The sequence below is a fragment of the Mycobacterium sp. 852002-40037_SCH5390672 genome, assembly GCF_001665875.1.
Lineage (GTDB): Bacteria > Actinomycetota > Actinomycetes > Mycobacteriales > Mycobacteriaceae > Mycobacterium.
In genome coordinates this window covers 39,794-54,744 of the sequence record NZ_LZTA01000108.1, presented here as the reverse complement: position 1 = coordinate 54,744, position 14,951 = coordinate 39,794, and the positions used below count along the sequence as shown (strand labels likewise).

Sequence of the window (14,951 nt, the reverse complement as noted above, 5' to 3'; positions counted from 1 at the left end):
GCGGAACGGACCGAGCAGGAGGCGGGCAATCATGACAGCCGAAACAGTGGGGAGACGGGCCCGTGGCCACGGCCCAGTGGGTAAGCGGCGCGCAGGCATTCGGTGACCCACCGCTTGCCGAACTCGACGGCGTCCGGCACGGTGAAGTCGTGGGCCAGCGCGCACGCCACGGCGCTGGCGAGCGTGTCGCCACCGCCGTGGTCGTTGCCGGTAGGCAAACGCTGCGAGTCGAACTCGTAGCAGGAGGCGCCGTCATAGAGCAGGTCGCAGCTGCGATCCGATGACCGCAGGTGACCGCCCTTCACCAGGACCCACTGCGGGCCCAGTGCATGCAGTGCCTTGGCCGCAGCCCGCTGCGACTCGGCGTCCACCACATCGATGCCGACCAGCAGGCGCACCTCGTCCAGGTTCGGTGTCACCAGCGTCGCCAACGGAAACAGTTGATTGCGAAGCGAATCCAGGGCCGCCGGCACCATCAGCGCGTCGCCGTGCATGGAAGCCGCTACCGGGTCGACGACCAGCGGAACCGTCAACCCGAGCCGGCGCCAGGTGGTGGCCACGGTGTCGATGATGCGCGGCGAGGCCAGCATCCCGGTTTTGGCGGACTGGACGCCGATGTCGCTGACCACGGCTTCGATCTGTCCGGCGACGACATCACCGGGCACCTCGTGAAAACTCTGCACGCCCAACGTGTTCTGGACGGTGACCGCGGTGACCGCGACGCACGCGTGCACACCCAGCAGTGCCATCGTGCGCATGTCGGCTTCGATGCCCGCACCGCCCCCGGAGTCCGATCCGGCGATGGACAGCACCCGCCGCGGCGTCGTGCCAGGCGCGGGCAGCGGCAGGAAAGTCACTGTGCCAGCGGTAGATACACCCGGTTGCCCTGCTCGGCGAACTCGCGAGACTTCTCCGCCATGCCCTCGGACATGGCGGCCTCGATCGCTTCCTCGCTGTCCAGGCCGTGCTTGGCCGCGTAGTCGCGGACGTCCTGCGTGATGCGCATCGAGCAGAACTTCGGCCCGCACATCGAGCAGAAGTGCGCGGTCTTGGCCGGCTCGGCCGGCAGCGTCTCGTCGTGGTACGCCCGCGCGGTGTCCGGGTCCAGTGACAGCGCGAACTGGTCGTTCCAGCGGAACTCGAAGCGCGCCGTCGACAGCGCGTTGTCACGCTCCTGGGCGTGCGGGTGACCCTTCGCCAGATCGCCCGCGTGCGCGGCGATCTTGTAGGCGATGACCCCGTCCTTGACGTCCTTGCGGTCCGGCAGCCCCAGGTGTTCCTTGGGGGTGACGTAGCACAGCATCGCGGTGCCGGCCTGTGCGATGATCGCCGCGCCGATCGCCGAGGTGATGTGGTCGTAGGCCGGGGCGATGTCCGTGGCCAGCGGGCCCAGCGTGTAGAACGGGGCCTCCTCGCACCACTCCTCTTCCAGCCGCACGTTCTCGACGATCTTGTGCATCGGAACGTGTCCCGGGCCCTCGATCATCACCTGCACGCCATGGGATTTCGCGATCTTGGTCAGCTCGCCCAGGGTGCGCAACTCCGCGAACTGCGCCGCATCGTTGGCGTCGGCGATCGAACCCGGACGCAGACCGTCACCGAGGGAGAAGGTGACGTCGTAGCGGGCGAAGATCTCGCAAAGCTCGTCAAAGTTGGTGTACAGGAACGACTCCCGGTGATGCGCCAGGCACCATGCGGCCATGATCGAGCCGCCGCGCGACACGATGCCGGTGACCCGCTTCGCGGTCAGCGGCACGTAGCGCAGCAGCACGCCGGCGTGCACGGTCATGTAGTCCACGCCCTGCTCGCACTGCTCGATCACGGTGTCGCGGTAGAGTTCCCAGGTCAGTTCGGTCGGATCGCCCTTGGTCTTTTCCAGCGCCTGATAGATCGGCACGGTGCCGACCGGCACCGGCGAATTACGCAGGATCCACTCGCGGGTTTCGTGAATGTTCTTGCCGGTGGACAGGTCCATGATGGTGTCGGCGCCCCATCGGGTGGCCCACACCATCTTGTCGACCTCCTCGGCGATCGACGACGTCACCGCCGAGTTGCCGATGTTCGCGTTCACCTTGGTCGCAAACGCCTTGCCGATGATCATCGGCTCGATCTCGGGATGGTTGTGGTTGGCCGGGATCACCGCACGGCCCCGCGCGACCTCGTCGCACACCAGCTCGGCGGGCATGCCCTCGCGGGCGGCGATGTAGGCCATCTCCGCGGTGATCTCGCCGGCGCGGGCGCGCTGCAGCTGGGTGCCGCGATCGCGGACCACGCCGGGCCGCGCCGGCAGGCCGGCCGTCAGATCGATCGTCGCGTCCGGATCGGTGTATGGCCCCGAGGTGTCATACAGGTCGAAGTCGTCACCGGTGGACAGGTTCACCCGCCGCAGCGGCACCCGCAGGGTGACTCCACCCGGGCCCTCGATCTCGCGGTAGGCCTTGCTGCTGCCCCAGATGGGTCCGGTGGTCACGGAAGGTTCGACGGTTACGGTCATCTTTCATCTCCCTACGCCGGCATTACCCGGTCAGGTTCGTACGGTCGACGGCCCCGAGCCGTCCTCTCAGCGCACTCGGCGTGCGCTCCCGCGTCCTATGGATGGTTGCGCACGCGACGTTACCCCCACCGCCGACCGGATGGCAGGATCAGACGGGCTTTTCAGCCGGGGTGGTAGCCGAGGGCGTTCCCCTCGTGGAGAATGCAAACGTGCAACAGCGCAGGCAAACAGGGGAATCGCCATCCGACGGGGGCGGCGTGCGTTTTTCCGAACCGATCGAGGCGGCCCCCGGATACCTGAACATCGGCACCTTCCGCTTCTGGTTCGTGGGTCAGCGCTGGGAATGGTCCGACGAGGTGGCCAAGATGCACGGTTACGAAGCGGGGGAGGTCGAGCCGACGACAGAACTGCTGTTGTCGCACAAGCATCCCGATGACCGCGCACATGTGCAGGAGTTGCTCGACTACGCGCTTCGCTCCGAAGAGTCGTTCTCGAGCCGGCACCGGTTCATCGACACCGGCGGCACTGTGCACGACGCGATCGTCGTCGCCGACCGCATGCTCGACGAGTCGGGCGCCGTACTGGGCACCGCCGGCTACTACATCGACCTCACCGACACCTTCGACGAAACCCGGCAGGAGGTGCTCGACTCCGCGTTGCCGGACCTGTTCGAGAGCCGCGGCGCCATCGAACAGGCCAAGGGCGTGCTGATGTACGTCTACCGGGTCAGCTCCGAGCAGGCGTTTCGGGTGCTGCAGTGGCGCTCCCAAGAGACCAATGTGAAACTGCGTGCGTTCGCCAAGCAGCTACTCGCCGAAATGGTCACCCTGCCGACACCGGCGGCCGCTCTGCAAAGCCAGTTCGACCATTTGCTGCTGACCGCCCACGAGAGGATCCCGTCCGAGCCCACCGGGTAACCGGCGAATCGGTAAACTAGCAGTTCGGGTAGGGGTTACTCTCTGGTGATCTGCGATGCGTGATTGCGCATCCCCGCCGCATCGTCGGGCTTAGCGGCTGCAGATCCCAACGTTGGCTGCGGCGAAAGGCATGAAGTTGTTGGCGGTCGAACACGAGGCCCACGAAGACGTAGTGATCGTGAGCGTCAAAGGCGATGTCGACTCCAGGACAGTCGGTGAGCTTGCGGCTCACCTGACCACTGCGCTCGAGCTCGCCTCGGCGCATCCGGTGCGCCCGGTGGTGATCGACTTGGAGGCAGTTGAATTCTTCGGAAGTGCGGCGTTGAACGCGGTGCTCGACTGTCACAAGAACGCGATTGCCGGCGGGACCGCGGTTCGACTGATCGCCGACCACGACCAGGTGCTCCGCCCGATCCAGGTCACCGAGCTGGACCGGGTCTTCGACATCTACCCGACGCTGGCCGCGGCGTTGCAACGACGACGACACCGATGAACTCGCGGCTGCCGGCTGACCTCGCCGCTGCTGCGCCGCGCGGCGGCTGACAGCTAGGCCTCCTCCATGGCCTCGCCGAGCTCCTCCAGCAGCTTGTTGTGGTGGTTGCTCGCCAGGAAGTGTCCGGCGGCGATGACCAGGGCCACCGGCCAGTCGATGAGTTCGAGGGCCGCCAGGGCAGCCAGCCCGCCGAAGTAGGCCAACTGCTCTGGCCTGGGGATTTCCACCTGGCCGATCGCCGGCAAATTCACCGCGAAGGTCTCGCCCTCGCGGATCTTGTCCACCGCCTCGCGCTGGGGCGTGCCGCGCCGCGACTTCTTTTCCGCCATCATTTGCCTTTCGGTAACGAAGGGTTTCCCATCTCGCTGGGTCGCGCGTCCACCGTCGGACTTATGTCAACGATGACCGGCACCGGGGGCGATCCGCTAGTTTCATCGTTTGCTTCGGTGCTGAGGGTGCCGCTACTGGAACTCTATGCGCTGCTGTGGCGCGTTGGGGTCGTCGAGATTCGGCACAGCGATCCGACGACTCGTCGTGGCGCGAAGGCGCCATCCCGGGCGGTTCGGGGCCCGGTCTGTCCGGATCCGGCGGCCCACGAGGCTGATCGCGCAGTGCGCTGGACGTCGCAGCAGTTGGCCCCGGCGGTGATCAGCCGGGCGATCGGCTGATCAGCAGCGGTTCGCCTAGTTGGTGCTGCGCAACCCCGTGGTGCCCGCCCGGCGTCCGGCCGTCTTCTTGGCAGTCGACTTGCTCGCAGCCTTCGTCGGCGCGGCTTTCGCGGGCGTCGATTTCTGCGGCTCCGATTCCACCGGAACCGCTTTCAGATTCGCTTTGACCGCCCGGGGCTCGGTCTCCTGTTTGCGGCTCAACCTCTGCAACAGCAGAGCGCTGCCGCCGACCGCCAACAGCAACGGCCACTCGACCAATCCCGCGACGCCGAGCGCGCCGATGGCCAGCGCGGCCGCGGGCGCCGAGTGGCTGCCGCTGTTCATGCCGCGCTTGACGCCCTCCGCGGCTCCGGTGACGCCACCGATGACTCCGTTGACCGCCGCGCCACCTACGGCACCGGCGGCCGCGGTCGTCGCGTTCGCCGCGCGGTTCACCGCCTGACTCACGCCTCGGACTGCTCCGCCGATGACACTCATGATGACTCCCTGGCTGTGATTGCTTCTGCAGCGAACCGGTGTCGGCAGCGGGGGACACCCGCTGAAGGCAGCCTCAACAACAAAGCAATATGGTTTCCGCTTCTAATCGTTAAAGCCTGCCACCTTGCCATCGCACAGACAACGAGAAGTCGCATCAAATTTGCCTGAGCTTAACGTGATGTTGCTCTGACCCGACCGCCGTGAACGCGGCTAGACGCGTCTCACCTCGATGAGCACCGGCGCGTGATCGCTGGCCGCCTTGCCCTTGCGTTCTTCACGGACGATCTGCGCGTCCGTCACGCGGCCGGCCAAAGCCGGTGAGCCCAGGATGAAATCGATGCCCATCCCTTGTCCCTTCGGGAACCGCAGCCGGGTGTAGTCCCAGTACGTGTAGACCCCGGGACCCGGCGTGAAAGGGCGCACCACGTCGGTGAATTGCGCCTCGACGATGGCGTCGAAGGCGCGGCGCTCGGGCTCGGAGACGTGCGTGGCGCCGGCGAAGAACTCCATACTCCAGACGTCGTCGTCCCGCGGCGCGATATTCCAGTCGCCGGCCAGCGCGATCGCGGCGCTGGGATCGTCGCGCAACCAGCCCGACGCCGAATCACGCAATGCGGCAAGCCATTCGAGTTTGTAGGTGTAGTGCGGATCGCCCAGAGCCCGGCCGTTGGGAACGTAGAGGCTCCACATCCGCACGCCGCCGCACGTCGCGGCCAGGGCGCGGGCTTCCGCGGCGGCGGCGACTTCCGGCTTGCCACTCCAGCTGGGTTGTCCGTCGAATCCGATCTGCACATCGTCAAGACCGACGCGTGAGGCGATCGCCACCCCGTTCCACTGATTGAAACCGACGTGGGCGACCTCGTAGCCGAGTTCGAAGAATGGCAGGGTGGGGAATTGGCTGTCGGAGCATTTGGTCTCCTGCATGGCCAGCACGTCGACGTCGGCGCGGGCCAGCCAGTCGATGACGCGGGGCAGCCGGGAGCGAATCGAGTTGACGTTCCACGTGGCAAGCCGCAGCAGCGGCGATCGCAAGCGCGGTGAAGCCGGGCGCAGCGGGTCGCCGCCATCAATCGGGTCGCCGCCGTCAATCTTGCCGTCGGGCATGGCTAGACGCTATCCCAGACGTCTGGGCGCACCGGGACGTAGCGGCGGCGGTGATGCAGCCGGAATCTCAGCGCCCCGGCGAGCGTCGCCGCGCCGGTGTCGGGCACCCGCATATAGCCGCGCGTGGCACCCCGGTCGGCACCCCACGCCAACAACGCTTCGCACAAGTCCGCTGCCGAAAGCTCGTCGGCACCGTCGGCCGAACGCACGACCGAGATGCCCACCCACCGCGCGCCATCGGGTGCCTCGGTCACCGCGGCACGCGCCGCGACGGCGCCGCGGTGCGTGCCGAACACGAGCTCGCCGTCGATGACGGCGGTGAGCACGTCGAGCGGAATTTCGCCCCCGGCTATCCGCAGCCACGCGGCATCGGGCCACGGCGCCAACATGATGGACGGGTGGGTTTCACCCGCGGCCACGTCGGAAAGACCGCGCACCACAACCCGTTCCGTGCGTTCGCCGGTCCACCCGGGCGGCAGCGCCAGCACCCGATCGGGCACGGCCAATCGTGGCGTCAGGCCGCGGCGCCGGTACCAGTCGACGATCGCAGGGACGGTGCTGAAGTGAGCGGAAGGATCCAGTGGCACAGCGGAATTCGCGGCGAGTCCGACGCTCTGGCCGGACAGGGGGACGGCCCGCAGCAGCCAGCCGTCCAGCCAGGTGTGCTCTGCGCCCGGCCACGCCGCGGCGGCGGCATGCTCGAGACCGCGGATCTGCGAGGTGCGGATGGGGGTGTCGGTGAGCACCCGCAGCGCGACCGCATCGGAGGGCGCGAACTCGACGACCGCGCCGGTCTTCGTCCGCACCCGCACCATCGGGTCGATGGCCAGCAGGTGGCCCACCGCATCGGTCAACGGCGGCACCGACCCGGCCGGGCGCCGGTAGCGAACCGTCACCCGCGTTCCCGGGTCGGGCCACGAGAACATCAGTGACCGAACGGGTCCGGTCCCTCGCCGGGTATCCAGGAGAGGCCGGGAACGCCCCAGTTGTGGGATTTAAGCGCGCGCTTCGCGCTGCGCGCGTACCGGCCGATGAGGCGATCCAGATAGAGGAAGCCATCGAGGTGTCCGGTCTCGTGCTGCAGCATCCGCGCGAACAGGTCGTTGCCTTCGATGGAGACGGGCTTGCCGTCGGCGTCGAGTCCGGTGACGCGTGCCCACTTGGCCCGTCCGGTGGGGAACGACTCGCCGGGCACCGACAGGCAACCCTCGTCATCGTTGTCCGGGTCGGGCATGGTCTCGGGGATCTCGGAGGTTTCCAGGACCGGGTTGACGACGACACCGCGGCGCCGGTCGGTGCGGCCCCGGTCGTCGGCGCAGTCGTAGACGAAGACCCGCAAGCCGACTCCGATCTGGTTGGCCGCCAGGCCGACCCCGTGCGCGGCGTCCATCGTGTCGTACAGGTTGGCGATCAACTCGGCCAGCTCCGCCGGCAGTGAACCGTCGGCAGCGACCGGCACCGGCTGTGTCGGGGTGTGCAGGACGGGATCTCCCACGATGCGGATCGGAACGACTGCCATGGTCGGCTAAGCTACCGCACGCCCGCAGGCTGCTCAGCCGGCGATCTTCGGTGTGGGCAATCTAGGTCAATCGCCGACTCGCGGGTCTGGATGACGGCTTGAGGGTTTGGCGCGTGTTTCAATATTCGCCGAAACACGCCCTTAGCTAAGTCAAGTCATTCGAGCAGTTCGGAATTCGCCGGAAGGGTCCAGGGGAAGCGATATGGACAGCGCCATGGCGCGGGCAAATCGATCGGGGGACGACTCTGAGATCGCAGATGGGCTCACCCGCCGCGAGCATGACATCCTGGCCTTCGAGCGCCAGTGGTGGAAGTTCGCCGGTGTGAAGGAAGACGCCATCAAAGAGTTGTTCTCGATGTCGGCGACCCGTTACTACCAAGTGCTCAACTCGCTCGTTGATCGGCCCGAGGCGCTGGCCGCCGACCCGATGCTGGTGAAACGGCTGCGCAGGCTGCGCGCCAGCAGACAGAAGGCACGTGCGGCGCGGCGCCTCGGCTTCGAGGTGACCTGACTCGTTACAGTAGGGCTCGATGAAAGAACGAGTTCCCGACTCCACTGGGCTGCCCCTGCGGGCGATGGTGATGGTGCTGTTGTTCCTCGGCGTCATTTTCCTGCTGCTCGGTTGGCAGGCTCTGGGTTCGTCCGGGAGCTCTGACGACGATTCGGCATCGCCGGCGTCCAGCGCGAGCGCCACCAGTTCGGCGTCCGCGTCGCCAACCACCAAGCCGGCGTCCACCCAGGCCGAGGTGCAGATCTACAACATCTCCTCGAAAGAGGGTGTCGGCGCGCGCACCAAGGACCAGCTGACGTCCGCCGGATTCAAGGTCACCAAGGTCGACAACCTGGCCGTGCCCGACGTCTCGGCCACCACGGTCTACTACACCGACGCCGGCGACGAGCACGCCACCGCCGATGCCGTGGGTAAAAACCTGGGTGCGCCCGTCGAACCACGAATTCCCGCACTCAGCGGCGAGCCGCCGGGTGTCATCGTCCTCGTCGCGGGCTAACTCCGCGATAGGCTGCTGGCTATGCGCAAGCTGCCTCCGTTGGTTCTGGCCGGTTGTGTCGTGCTGCTGGGCGCCTGTTCGTCGCCCGAGCACGTCTCCTCGGTCCCCGGGACCACCCCCGCGATTTGGACCGGATCGCCGTCGCCGTCGGGGGCCAAAGCCTCGGAGCCGGGGCCCGCGACGGCCCCGAGCATCATCACGCACCTGAAGGCGCCGGACGGCACCCAGGTCGCCACCGCGACGTTCGAATTCAACAACGGCTATGCCACCGTCACCATCGAGACGACCGCCAACGGCGTGCTCGCTCCGGGCTTCCACGGGGTGCACATCCACAAGGTCGGCAAGTGCGAGCCCAACTCGGTCGCCCCGACCGGCGGTGCACCCGGCGACTTCCTGTCCGCCGGCGGCCACTTCCAGGCGCCCGGGCACACCGCCGAACCCGCCAGCGGCGACCTGACCTCGCTGCAGGTGCGCAAGGACGGCTCCGGAACGCTGATGACCACCACGGACGCATTCGCCATGCAGGATCTGCTCAGTGGGCAGAAGACCGCGATCATCATCCATGCCGCTGCCGACAACTTCGCGAACATCCCCGCGGAGCGCTACAACCAAACCAACGGAACGCCGGGTCCCGACGACATGACGATGAGTACCGGTGACGCCGGCAAGCGGGTGGCGTGCGGTGTCATCGGTGCCGGCTAAAAGGGCCAATACCCACATCGATTTCGCCCGTTCGCCACGGCCGACCCTGGGGGTCGAGTGGGAGTTCGCCCTCGTCGACGCCCACACTCGCGACCTGAGCAACGAAGCCACCGCGGTGATCGCCGAGATCGGCGAAAACCCGCGCGTACACAAGGAATTGCTGCGCAACACCGTCGAAGTGGTCACCGGCATCTGCCACTCCGCGGGCGAGGCCATGGAAGACCTGCGGCAGACCCTGGGGCCCGCGCGCCGCATTGTGCGGGATCGCGGCATGGAGCTGTTCTGTGCGGGCGCACATCCCTTCGCGCAGTGGACTTCTCAGAAACTCACCGACGCCCCGCGCTATGCCGAATTGATCAAGCGCACCCAATGGTGGGGACGGCAGATGCTGATCTGGGGGGTGCACGTGCACGTCGGCCTCTCCTCACCGAACAAGGTGATGCCGATCATGACGTCGCTGCTCAACTACTATCCGCACCTGCTCGCGCTGTCGGCGTCTTCACCGTGGTGGACGGGCGTGGACACCGGATACGCCAGCAACCGGGCGATGATGTTTCAGCAGCTGCCCACCGCCGGGCTGCCGTTCCAATTCCAGACCTGGGCGGAGTTCGAGCGCTTCGTCTACGACCAGAAGAAGACCGGGATCATCGACCATGTCGACGAAGTCCGTTGGGACATCAGGCCTTCCCCGCGGCTGGGCACGCTCGAAATGCGGATCTGCGACGGCGTGTCCAACCTGCGTGAGCTGGGCGCGCTGGTCGCGCTGACGCACTGCCTGGTGGTCGATCTGGACCGCAGGCTGGAAGCCGACGAGTCGTTGCCGAGCATGCCGCCCTGGCATAACCAGGAGAACAAATGGCGCGCCGCCCGCTACGGCCTGGACGCGGTGATCATCCTGGACGCCGACAGCAACGAACGATTGGTCACCGAGGATCTCGACGACGTGCTGAACCGGCTGGAGCCGGTGGCCAGGAAGTTGAACTGCGTCGACGAGCTGGCCGCGGTGGCCGACATACCCCGGCAGGGCGCCTCCTACCAACGGCAGCGCCGGGTGGCCGAAGAACATGACGGCGACCTGCGTGCGGTCGTCGACGCGCTGGTGGCGGAACTGAAGATCTGATGACGGAATCCTTTGCTCTGGCGATGTTTCCGCTGGAGACGGCGCTGCTGCCCGACCAAGATCTGCCGTTGCGGATCTTCGAGCCGCGCTACGGCGCGCTGGTGCGGCACTGCCTGGACACCGGCGACCCATTCGGGGTGGTGCTGATCTCGCGCGGGCGTGAGGTCGGCGGTGGTGATGCGCGTTGCGACGTCGGCGTCTTGTCCCGGATCGTCGAATGCGTCGACCACGGCGCCGGCCGGTATTCACTGGATTGCCGGACCGGGGAACGAATTCGGGTGTTCGAATGGCTGCCCGACGACCCCTATCCGCGGGCGACGGTCACGCTGTGGCCCGATGAGCCGGGGGATGCGGTGTCGGACGCCCAGTTGCTCGACCTCGAAGACCGGGCCATGGCGCTGTTCGAGCGGATCGCGCAGGCGCGCGACATCAAGCTGCCGGGCCGCGAGGTGATCCTGGGCCACGTCCCGGCCGGTCCGGCGGGGAAACGCCTGTTGGCGTTGGCGTCTCGCATCCCGATCGGGACGGCCGACCGCTATTCGGTGCTGTCGGCGCCGACGGCCGCCGACCGCCTCGTCGCGCTGCATGAAGCCGTGGCCGCGGTCGCCGAAGTGGTGGAGTTTCAGCTTTCGGAATGAGGGCGCATAGCGGCGGCGCCGCAACCAGTCGGTGTCCTTAGATGCCCAGTCGGCCCGAAAGCCGGTTGAGGCGTTCCAAACTCGCGCCGTCGACGGCCAGATTGCCACTGGTCACGGTGGCGACCACGGTGACGATCATGACCAGGGTTTCGCTGCGCGGCAGCACTTTTAGTGTTGCCCGGGAGGGACGTGCGGGCGCCGTGGCATGAGCTCACTGTGTCACCAAACACCGGGGTGGCGGTTAGCAGGATGTTACGCCACCTGCCGGGGCGTTAAGCCCTAGGCCAGGGCATATACCGCGGCGTTACCACCGTTGTTTCGCCATCGGGCCGCGCGCTTACCGCTCGGCGATGCAGCGGAACCCGATGTGGGTGGTCGCGCTGTCCTGCGACTGCGACGACCGAGCAGCCGGGCGGTAGCGGTGGCAGTACTCGGGCGCGCACAGATGCGAGCCACCCTTGAGCGCCTGCATGACCGACGGATCCCCGGTCGCCGGCGACGGGCAACAACTGGCGGAGGCACGTCCTGGGTGGTGCCCCGCGGTGTAGCGGGTGGTGGTCCATTCCCAGACGTTGCCGATCATGTCGACCAGGCCAAATCCATTGGGCGCGAACGTTCCCACCGGGGATGTGCCCACCCAGCCCCGGGCACCGTCGTTGCGGTAGGGAAACCGGCCCTGCCAGGTGTTGGCCATGAGCTGCCCACCGGGAGCGACGTCCTCGCCCCACGCGTAGGTCGACACGGCTCCGGCCCGGGCGGCATACTCCCACTGCGCTTCGCTGGGCAGCCGCCGGCCGGCCCAGGCCGCGTACGCAGTGGCGTCGGGGTAAGCCACCTGCACCACCGGATGATCGAGTCGGTCCTCAATTGAGGACCCCGGCCCGAAGGGCAGGTTCCAGCACGCGCCGGGCACCCACGTCCACCATTGCCGCCAGGCACGCAAATCCACCGGTCCCGACGTCGGCGTGAACACCAGCGCACCCGCAATCAGCTCCTCGGGCGGCACCCCGGGAAAAGCCGCCGGATCCAGTGACTGCTCGGCGACGGTGACATAGCCCGTGTCGGCAACGAATGCGGCGAACTGCGCATTGGTCACCGGATGTTGCTCGATCGCAAACTTTCCCACCGTCACCTCGTGGACCGGTGACTCCTCCGGATAGAAGTCATTCGACCCCATGGCGAACACACCGCCGGGAAGTTCGACCAACTCGGTAAGCATCACCACAGGCTATTCGTTGCGGCATCATTCGTGCGTTCCGGCGAACGGCGCTCGCATCGCCGTGCGCTCACCACGGTCAGCGGATCCGTTTCGTCAGCCGTATCGGAAGAAACCGGTTGGTTGGGTCGGGCCGCTGTGGCGATTCCTGTCGACCTTCGCTATATCTCGACGCTGGCTCGCGCTTGCCAGTGCGCTTGCCGTTGCGGTAGGAATACTACGTTTTGCTGACGAACGGTGAACGAATGAAGGTACAGCTTCAGGTCAGCGGTTCACCGCCGGAGACGGCGGCGAGTGCCGCCGAGATCGCCGCGACGGGCGCGGATGCCCTGTTCACCTTCGAGGGCCAGCACGATGTCTTCTTCCCGCTGCTCATTGCCGCCGCAGCGACGGGCCTTGACTTGATGACCAACGTGGCGATTGCCCCACCGCGCAGCCCGTTACATCTCGCGCACTCCGCCTACGACCTGCAGCTCTACAGCGGCGGCCGGTTCCGGCTCGGCCTTGGCTCCCAGATCAAGGTACACATCGAAAAGCGCTACGGCAGTACGTGGGACAGACCTGCTGCGCGGATGGCCGAGATGATCGCCGCGATCAAGGCGATCTTTGCCGCCTGGGAAGGCCAGGCCCGCTTGGACTTTCGCGGCGAGTACTACACCCACACCATCATGGCGCCCAACTTCAACCCCGGACCCAATCCGTTCGGGCCGCCTCCGGTCCTGCTGGGCGCACTGGGACCGGTGATGACGCGCACCGCCGCCGAGGTTGCCGACGGTCTGTTGGTGATGCCGTTCAACAGTGCCCGCCACTTCGCCGACCGCACCGTTGCGGCCATCGCCGAGGGGTTGCGCCGCTCGGCGCGGACGTTCGGTGAGTTTCAGATCATCGCGCAGGCCATGGTGGCCGTCGGGCGCGACGAGGCCGACCTGGCGACCGCGATCAACGGGGTGGCTTCTCTCATCGCGTTTTACGGCTCGACGCCGGCCTACCTGCCCGTGCTGGAGGTCGAGGGGTGGGCCGACGTCCAGCCCGAACTCAATGCGCTGTCCAAGCAGGGCCGCTTCGCCGAGATGCGCCGGCTGGTCACCGACGAGATGGTGGCCCGGATTGGCATCGTGGGCACACCCGAGCAGTGCGCACAGCAGATCGCGGCGCGGTTCGGTCAGCACGCCGACGAGGTGTGCTGCTACTTCCCCGGCTACCCGCCCCGCCCCGCGGACGTCGCCGACATGATCAGCGCCCTGCACCGGGTGCCGGCCCTGTCATGAGCGCCGACCTTACGGTCGAAATCGACTGTGGCGTAGCGGTCCTCACCCTCAACCGGCCCAAGCAGCTCAACGCGTATACCGGCGAGATGGGCACGCTGCTGAGCCGCGCGTACCGCGATTGCGACGAAGATGACGACGTGCGGGCCATCGTGCTGACCGGCGCCGGGCGCGCGTTTTGCGCCGGGGCCGATTTCTCCGGGGACACAAGCCCATTCGACGCGCCCGGCGAGCCCGGGCCCCAGGGCACGTTTACGGCGTCGCCGATCACCCCGGCCGCTTTTGAATTGCGTAAACCGGTAATCGCCGCGGTCAACGGCCACGCCATCGGCATCGGCCTGACCATCGCCTTGCAGGCCGACATCCGTATCCTCGCCGAGGACGCGAAATACGGTGTGGCGCAGGTCCGCCGGGGTGTGCTGCCCGACTGCATGTCGCACTGGACGCTGACCCAGTTGACCACGCTGGGGGTAGCGGCCGACATCCTGCTCACCGGGCGCACCTTCGGCGGGGCCGAGGCCGTGGCGCTCGGTGTGGCCAACCGCGCCGTACCCGCCGAGCAGGTGCTCGACCACGCGATGACAGTGGCCCGCGACATCGCGGTCAACGTGGCGCCGATGTCGGCGGCGCTGTGCAAACGCCTGCTCTGGGACAGCGCGATCAATCGCTACACACCGCGACAGGTCGCGTCGCTGGAAACCCAGTTGCACCAGCGGGTGATGGGCAGCGCCGACGCCGGTGAAGGCGTCGCGGCATTCCTCGATCACCGACCGCCGAACTTCACCGCGCGGCTGTCCCGCGAGTGGACACCGCTGCCCGAGCCGTGAACGGCGCCGGGGCGCGACGCCTCCGGGCGCTGCGCTGCATCAGGCGGGGGGCGACGACCCGATGCAGCGGACCGATCAACGTCCAGACCGCCCGGGCGGCGATCCGGCGGCGATAGTGCAGGCGGGTGGTGAGTACCGCCCGCCGGCCGTCCTGGCGGCGCAGCGTCAGCTCCCCGCGCATCAGCGGCCCGCGCGTCGCCAACACCAGCTCGTCGGGATCCGACCGGACGATCGGCCAGCCGATCAGGTGACCGGAGGAGCGGGCCGGGCCCAGGTTCAACCGCAGCACGTTGCGGTGGATCCACAACACCAGGCGTCCGCCTGCGCCGGGCCTGTCGCCCAGGCCGTCACGGAAGGCCTGTTCGGCCGTGCGCGCGTCCCCGGCGGCGATCGGCACTTCGAAGACGTCCACGTAGTCGGCCGCGGTTTCGCCGGTTTGCGCCCGCTCGTCGAGCACCGTGGCGGCAACGCGTTTCAGGGTCCGCCGCACCACGATGCGGTGCC

20 protein-coding genes and 1 riboswitch are annotated in these 14,951 nt (G+C 67.4%); of the genes, 10 read left to right on the top strand and 10 right to left on the bottom strand.

Features of this window, described 5'->3' with window-relative positions; genetic code table 11:
• Positions 1-29: 29 nt before the first annotated feature.
• Together thiD and thiC are read right to left on the bottom strand one after the other, a co-directional pair.
• Positions 30-857: a bifunctional hydroxymethylpyrimidine kinase/phosphomethylpyrimidine kinase gene (thiD, locus tag A5782_RS20745; protein ID WP_067103965.1), complete on the bottom strand. Its 828-nt coding sequence runs from the start codon at positions 855-857 to the stop codon at positions 30-32.
• Positions 854-2,494, bottom strand: a complete 1,641-nt coding sequence (thiC, locus tag A5782_RS20740; RefSeq protein WP_067103964.1) for a phosphomethylpyrimidine synthase ThiC — start codon at positions 2,492-2,494, stop codon at positions 854-856. Before thiC ends, thiD begins: the two co-directional genes overlap by 4 nt.
• Positions 2,486-2,596: riboswitch (TPP riboswitch) on the bottom strand. Its footprint overlaps the gene before it by 9 nt.
• Before the next feature lie 107 nt (positions 2,597-2,703).
• Between thiC and A5782_RS20735 the strand changes: the two genes are divergently transcribed.
• The gene (locus A5782_RS20735) at positions 2,704-3,411 is read left to right on the top strand and encodes a PAS and ANTAR domain-containing protein (RefSeq protein WP_197694297.1); all 708 of its coding nucleotides are present in this window, start codon (positions 2,704-2,706) and stop codon (positions 3,409-3,411) included.
• A 130-nt stretch (positions 3,412-3,541) separates the two neighbouring features.
• On the top strand, positions 3,542-3,904 hold the full coding sequence (locus A5782_RS20730; RefSeq protein ID WP_067103962.1) for an STAS domain-containing protein: 363 nt from the start codon (positions 3,542-3,544) through the stop codon (positions 3,902-3,904).
• Positions 3,905-3,957: 53 nt separating this feature from the next.
• Here A5782_RS20730 and A5782_RS20725 read toward each other — a convergent pair whose 3' ends face one another.
• A complete protein-coding gene (locus tag A5782_RS20725; RefSeq protein ID WP_156624039.1) occupies positions 3,958-4,233 on the bottom strand; it encodes a hypothetical protein in 276 nt (91 codons plus the stop codon).
• Positions 4,234-4,296: 63 nt separating this feature from the next.
• On the opposite strand from A5782_RS20725, the gene A5782_RS20720 reads away from it, so the two are divergent.
• Positions 4,297-4,572 (top strand): Rv1535 domain-containing protein, encoded by a 276-nt coding sequence (locus A5782_RS20720; protein WP_231986741.1) that lies wholly within the window; start codon positions 4,297-4,299, stop codon positions 4,570-4,572.
• A 15-nt stretch (positions 4,573-4,587) separates the two neighbouring features.
• Here the strand turns inward: A5782_RS20720 and A5782_RS20715 are convergent, their stop codons facing one another.
• The 4 genes from A5782_RS20715 to A5782_RS20700 all read right to left on the bottom strand — a co-directional run bounded on the left by A5782_RS20715 (position 4,588) and on the right by A5782_RS20700 (position 7,672).
• Entirely contained in the window at positions 4,588-5,049 is a 462-nt protein-coding gene (locus A5782_RS20715; RefSeq protein WP_067103959.1) for a hypothetical protein, read from the bottom strand.
• 210 nt (positions 5,050-5,259) lie between these two features.
• Positions 5,260-6,066 carry an exodeoxyribonuclease III gene (locus tag A5782_RS20710; RefSeq protein WP_067104036.1) on the bottom strand — a complete coding sequence of 269 codons (807 nt, stop codon included), beginning with the start codon at positions 6,064-6,066 and terminating at the stop codon, positions 5,260-5,262.
• A gap of 89 nt (positions 6,067-6,155) precedes the next feature.
• Complete coding sequence (locus tag A5782_RS20705) at positions 6,156-7,079, bottom strand: GCN5 family acetyltransferase (RefSeq protein ID WP_067103958.1); 924 nt, start codon at positions 7,077-7,079, stop codon at positions 6,156-6,158.
• Positions 7,079-7,672: a peptide deformylase gene (locus tag A5782_RS20700; protein ID WP_067103957.1), complete on the bottom strand. Its 594-nt coding sequence runs from the start codon at positions 7,670-7,672 to the stop codon at positions 7,079-7,081. The genes A5782_RS20705 and A5782_RS20700 overlap by 1 nt, the downstream gene beginning before the upstream one ends.
• Before the next feature lie 202 nt (positions 7,673-7,874).
• Here A5782_RS20700 and A5782_RS20695 point away from each other — a divergent pair, with 202 nt between their 5' ends.
• From A5782_RS20695 to A5782_RS20675, 5 genes are read left to right on the top strand one after another with little or no spacing between them, the layout of a single operon-like run.
• Positions 7,875-8,183 carry a DUF3263 domain-containing protein gene (locus tag A5782_RS20695; protein WP_067103956.1) on the top strand — a complete coding sequence of 103 codons (309 nt, stop codon included), beginning with the start codon at positions 7,875-7,877 and terminating at the stop codon, positions 8,181-8,183.
• Positions 8,184-8,202: 19 nt separating this feature from the next.
• Complete coding sequence (locus A5782_RS20690) at positions 8,203-8,679, top strand: LytR C-terminal domain-containing protein (RefSeq protein WP_067103955.1); 477 nt, start codon at positions 8,203-8,205, stop codon at positions 8,677-8,679.
• A 21-nt stretch (positions 8,680-8,700) separates the two neighbouring features.
• Positions 8,701-9,381 carry a superoxide dismutase family protein gene (locus tag A5782_RS20685; protein ID WP_067103954.1) on the top strand — a complete coding sequence of 227 codons (681 nt, stop codon included), beginning with the start codon at positions 8,701-8,703 and terminating at the stop codon, positions 9,379-9,381.
• On the top strand, positions 9,371-10,501 hold the full coding sequence (locus A5782_RS20680) for a glutamate--cysteine ligase (protein WP_067103953.1): 1,131 nt from the start codon (positions 9,371-9,373) through the stop codon (positions 10,499-10,501). The genes A5782_RS20685 and A5782_RS20680 overlap by 11 nt, the downstream gene beginning before the upstream one ends.
• Positions 10,501-11,139 carry an LON peptidase substrate-binding domain-containing protein gene (locus A5782_RS20675; RefSeq protein ID WP_067103952.1) on the top strand — a complete coding sequence of 213 codons (639 nt, stop codon included), beginning with the start codon at positions 10,501-10,503 and terminating at the stop codon, positions 11,137-11,139. Before A5782_RS20680 ends, A5782_RS20675 begins: the two co-directional genes overlap by 1 nt.
• 37 nt (positions 11,140-11,176) lie before the next feature.
• Here the strand turns inward: A5782_RS20675 and A5782_RS27065 are convergent, their stop codons facing one another.
• Complete coding sequence (locus tag A5782_RS27065; protein WP_255360785.1) at positions 11,177-11,305, bottom strand: hypothetical protein; 129 nt, start codon at positions 11,303-11,305, stop codon at positions 11,177-11,179.
• A 171-nt stretch (positions 11,306-11,476) separates the two neighbouring features.
• Positions 11,477-12,358, bottom strand: coding sequence for a formylglycine-generating enzyme family protein (locus A5782_RS20670; RefSeq protein WP_067104035.1), 882 nt, complete (start codon positions 12,356-12,358; stop codon positions 11,477-11,479).
• Between the two features lie 242 nt (positions 12,359-12,600).
• Here A5782_RS20670 and A5782_RS20665 point away from each other — a divergent pair, with 242 nt between their 5' ends.
• Entirely contained in the window at positions 12,601-13,623 is a 1,023-nt protein-coding gene (locus tag A5782_RS20665) for a TIGR03617 family F420-dependent LLM class oxidoreductase (RefSeq protein WP_067103951.1), read from the top strand.
• A complete protein-coding gene (locus A5782_RS20660) occupies positions 13,620-14,447 on the top strand; it encodes an enoyl-CoA hydratase/isomerase family protein (protein ID WP_067103950.1) in 828 nt (275 codons plus the stop codon). Before A5782_RS20665 ends, A5782_RS20660 begins: the two co-directional genes overlap by 4 nt.
• Here A5782_RS20660 and A5782_RS26940 read toward each other — a convergent pair.
• Positions 14,401-14,937, bottom strand: a complete 537-nt coding sequence (locus tag A5782_RS26940; protein WP_231986740.1) for a DUF2867 domain-containing protein — start codon at positions 14,935-14,937, stop codon at positions 14,401-14,403. The two genes, A5782_RS20660 and A5782_RS26940, sit on opposite strands and share 47 nt — an antisense overlap.
• Positions 14,938-14,951: the final 14 nt, after the last annotated feature.